Below are 4,533 nucleotides of genomic sequence, written 5' to 3' on the forward strand. Positions count from 1 at the left end.
GGTTACATACCTCCCGGCAACATCAACCTTACACTTGTACAGATCACTATAAACCGCGGCGTAAAAGAGGCATTGCGCTTTATCATCGCTTTTTCGTGTGTAGAATTTTTCTTTACCTATTTTATTATGCATGCCGCAAGGTGGCTTTCGGGCCAAATGCACCTGGCTGTTGTTATTGATTGGGTAATGGTTATACTTTTTGGCGTATTAGGCGCTACTACCTGGATCCACCGAAATAAACCACCCCAAACCAGTTATTCTGAACATGCCAGCATCAAATATGGTATCGTGCTTGGTTTTTTAAACCCTATGCAGATACCTTTCTGGATGGTGACAGGTACGTACCTCATTACCCACGAATGGATTCTCGACGGCAGATTAGCCTTAGTGATATTTAGCATTGGTTCTGCAGCGGGTTCTTTTTTATGCTTGTTTTTGTATGCGGAGTTTGCCAGGTATATACAAAGTAAATTTGCCTTAAGTACCCGGTTGATTAATACCAGTATAGCAATTTTGTTTTTCTCCTTCGCCGCTTACCATGTTGTAAAGCAAGTGTATTTATCGTTTTTTAAGCACTGAGCTTCAAATGTGCAGATATGCAGATTACAGATGTGCAGATGATTTTAACGTAATTCAAAAGTTAATAATTACAATTAGCTATCAAACGAATACAATAACAAAGGGCCTCAAAAATTTGGGCCCTTTATTAATATCTGTGTATATACAACAGGTTGGCAAAAATCAAATAATCTAAAATAAAAACACTTCAAATCTGCATATCTGAAATTTGAAATCTGCACATCTAAACTACGCTATCGCCAGCTTATTTTCTTTGTAATATCCCGCTTTGAGTTTTTCGCCCATTTCGGTGTAGGCATCAAGGGTGCGCTGTACATCGGCTAAGGTGTGGCTGGCGGTTGGTATCAGGCGCAACAATATTAATCCTTTAGGGATAACCGGGTAGATTACTATTGAACAAAAAATACCATAATTCTCGCGCAGGTCGCGGGTTAAGGCGGTGGCCTCGTAAAGGTCGCCCTCTAAAAATACAGGAGTAACCATAGTATTGGTAACACCCAGGTTAAAACCACGTTCTTTCAACCCGTTTTGCAGGGTCGACGAGATCTCCCACAGTTTTTCGCGTAGTTGCGGTTGTGAGGTTAGCAGCTCGAAACGTTTTTTTAATCCTAAAACCATCGGCATAGGTAACGCTTTAGCAAATGTTTGCGAACGCATGTTATACCGCAAAAAATGAACTATCTCTTCATCGGCTGCAACAAAAGCACCAATGCCTGCCATTGATTTGGCAAATGTGGCAAAGTATACATCTACCCCATCAATACAATCCTGCTCTTCGTGCGTGCCAGCGCCGGTTTTACCCATGGTACCAAAACCATGTGCATCATCAACCAGCAAGCGGAAATTGAATTTCTTTTTTAATTCAATAACCTCTTTCAGCTTACCCTGCGCTCCCGACATACCAAAAACACCTTCGGTAATCAGCAGAATACCGCCGCCGGTTTGTTCGGTTAATTTTGTTGCACGTTCCAGTTGCTTTTCGCAGCTTTCAATATCATTGTGCTGGTAAACAAAACGCTTACCCATATGCAGGCGCACACCATCAATGATACACGCATGCGATTCGGCATCGTAAACAATTACATCATTCCGGTCAACCAGTGAATCTATAATGGATACCATACCCTGGTAACCGTAGTTAAGTAAAAACGCGGCTTGCTTACCCACAAATTTGGCAAGGTTATTTTCCAGCTCTTCGTGGTGAATCGAGTTACCCGACATCATACGCGCGCCCATAGGGTAGGCCATACCATAGTCGGCAGCGGCTTTAGCATCAGCTTCCCTTACTTCGGGATGATTGGCTAAACCCAGGTAATTATTAAGGCTCCAAACCAAATGTTCCTTGCCATTGAACTGCATGTGCGGCCCAATTTCCCCTTCCAGTTTAGGAAATGAAAAATAACCATGTGACCATTTTTGGTGCTGCCCTAAAGGCCCACCTAAGCTTTTTGTTATTTTATCAAATAAATCCAAAATAATTTACCTTTAAAATTAGTGAATAATTGCAAATATAGCCGTAAATACGGCTCATTCCAATAGCTATAACTTTTTAGAATAGGTTATAACTTTGTTATGATAAAGGATTTTTGGACAAAGGACAAAAGATTTTTTTTAGCAGTTAAACAAAAACAGGAAAGTGACCTTTGTTTCGATCGCTTTCCTGTTTGTTATTGTTGTGGGTTCTATTTTAAGTCCTTTATCCTTTGTCCAAAAGTCTTTTATCCTCAATCCGCGTTATCATGCAAAAACGAGTTGTTCTTGCGGATCTCGGTATTACCTTCGTTATCGGGCATCAGGCTAAACCTGGAGATCTGGCTTTCGTCAGACTGCGGTGTATCCTGCAGGGCTATTTCCTTGCGTTTATAGGCAGGTACATTTTCCAGCTCCTGGATGTTACCTGTACGCAGTTTCATGCTCAGGTCTTTTAAGCGCATAATCCGCTCGCGCGATTTTTTTAGCTGCTCCTCTATAGATTCATTTGTTTTATGATCATCAGCGCCGGCGGCATGGGTCGGCTCCGGTTCTGGTACAGGCTCTGGTTTGCGTTCTTCCTTTACCGGTGCATATGATTCGGGCTCGGCCATTTTGAAGGTAAAACCAGCCATATCCGCTTCGCTTTCTTCATCCTCGTGATCATCTTCGGCAAGATTATATTTCACTACAGATTCCTGCTTTTCTTCCGGGCGGGCAAAAATATCAAACAAACCGGTTTGCTTTGKCTCTTCTTTATGGTGTTTAATATAAGGCTCGGCAGTAGCATTGRCTTTAACCGGGTTTATGAACTCATTAACAGGTTTTACCAAAGGCGCATTTTCCGGAACCAGCATCGATACTATCTTTTTGTTGCTGTGTTCTTTTTCACGCTCATCCTTAGTTTGAAAACCGGTTGCTATAATGGTTACCGATAGTTTATCTTCCAGGTTTTCGTCAACACAATTACCCCATATCAGGTCGGCAGCCAAACCGGCTTCTTCCTGTATATAATCGGTAATAATACTTACCTCATCCATGGTAACTTCTTTAAGACCCGAGCTGATATTGAGCAGGATATAACGTGCACCTTCAATCTCATTATCTTTCAATAAAGGGGATGATAAAGCGCCTTCAACCGCTTTCAGCGCGCGGCCTTCACCTTCGGCTGTGCAGCTGCCCATTATACACACACCGCTGTCTTTCATTACGGTTCGCACATCCTTAAAGTCAACGTTGATATAGCCTGGTAAGGTTATAATTTCTGCAATACCTTTAGCGGCTGTGGTTAATATGTCGTCGGCCTGGCCAAAGGCCGAGCTCATGGTTAGGTTACCAAATATCTGGCGCAGCCTATCGTTTGATATCACCAGGAACGAATCAACATATTTCCTTAACTCTTCCATCCCGGCATCGGCCTGCATTTTGCGGCGTTTACCTTCAAAAGAGAATGGCGTGGTTATAATACCCACCGTTAGTATATCCATTTCGCGGGCAGCCTTGGCTATAATAGGGCTTGCACCGGTACCGGTGCCACCACCCATACCTGCAGTAATAAACAGCATTTTGGTATTTACACCCAACATCTGTTTAATATCGTCGATATTTTCAATAGCTGAATTTTTTCCAACTTCGGGTATCGAGCCGGCTCCCATTCCTTCTGTAAGGCTGGCACCTAATTGTACCTTGTTTGGTATCGGACTAAGCTCCAATGCCTGGGCATCGGTGTTGCAAATAATAAAGTCAACACCGGTAATTCCCTGCCGGTACATATGGTTCACCGCGTTACCACCGCCACCGCCAACACCAATTACCTTGATGATTGACGATTTTTCTTTTAACATCTCAAACTGCATAATCTTCGTTTTCAGCTATATGTGATTCAACCAATATTTAGATTTTACCATCGTAATAATAGGACTTTTTCAACAAGAGTTTTCCACAAATGTCTATAATGTGGAAAAACTTAACTATTGTGTATAATTATTTCAAAAAGTCCTCGTCGTTTATATCATCTTTAATAAATGTGATACTTTTTTTCAGTAACCTGTCAAACAAGCCGCCTTCTTTACCTTTAGTTTCAAACTTAGGCTTAAGCGCTTTTTCTGCAGGAATATCCACATTCATGTACTCTGTTTTCTGTATTCCTTTTATCAGCAGGCCTATACCTGTAGCAAACGTTGGGCTTTGCAGCTCCTCGTATATGTTTTTAGGCAACACTTCATTTTTGGCCAGGTGCTCTGTTGGGTACCCAACACGGCAATCCAAACCGGTAACAAACTCCACCAGCTGGCGTAAGTGTTTCAGCTGTGCGCCCCCACCTGTTATTACAATACCGGCAATCAATTTTTTCTCGTAGCCAGATGATTTAATCTCGTAATATACATGCTCAACAATCTCTTCCATACGGGCCTGGATAACATAGGCCAGGTTTTTAACGCTAATCTCCTTTGGTTCGCGGCCGCGTAAACCAGGTACACAAAC

4 protein-coding genes are annotated in these 4,533 nt (G+C 42.3%); 1 reads left to right on the forward strand and 3 read right to left on the reverse strand.

Annotated elements, in window-relative coordinates:
* Positions 1-579 (forward strand): LysE family transporter (locus AC1DPZ_RS22460; RefSeq protein ID WP_477407650.1); only part of this gene is annotated, 579 nt, incomplete at its 5' end.
* A 228-nt stretch (positions 580-807) separates the two neighbouring features.
* On the opposite strand, the gene AC1DPZ_RS22465 is transcribed toward AC1DPZ_RS22460, so the two are convergent.
* The 3 genes from AC1DPZ_RS22465 to AC1DPZ_RS22475 all read right to left on the reverse strand — a co-directional run.
* Complete coding sequence (locus tag AC1DPZ_RS22465) at positions 808-2,052, reverse strand: aminotransferase class I/II-fold pyridoxal phosphate-dependent enzyme (RefSeq protein ID WP_477407652.1); 1,245 nt, start codon at positions 2,050-2,052, stop codon at positions 808-810.
* 251 nt (positions 2,053-2,303) lie between these two features.
* Positions 2,304-3,905 carry a cell division protein FtsZ gene (gene ftsZ, locus AC1DPZ_RS22470; protein WP_477407654.1) on the reverse strand — a complete coding sequence of 534 codons (1,602 nt, stop codon included), beginning with the start codon at positions 3,903-3,905 and terminating at the stop codon, positions 2,304-2,306.
* Positions 3,906-4,032: 127 nt separating this feature from the next.
* Positions 4,033-4,533 (reverse strand): cell division FtsA domain-containing protein (locus AC1DPZ_RS22475; RefSeq protein WP_477407656.1); only part of this gene is annotated, 501 nt, incomplete at its 5' end.

The sequence above is a fragment of the Mucilaginibacter sp. P4_G9 genome (assembly GCF_056400985.1).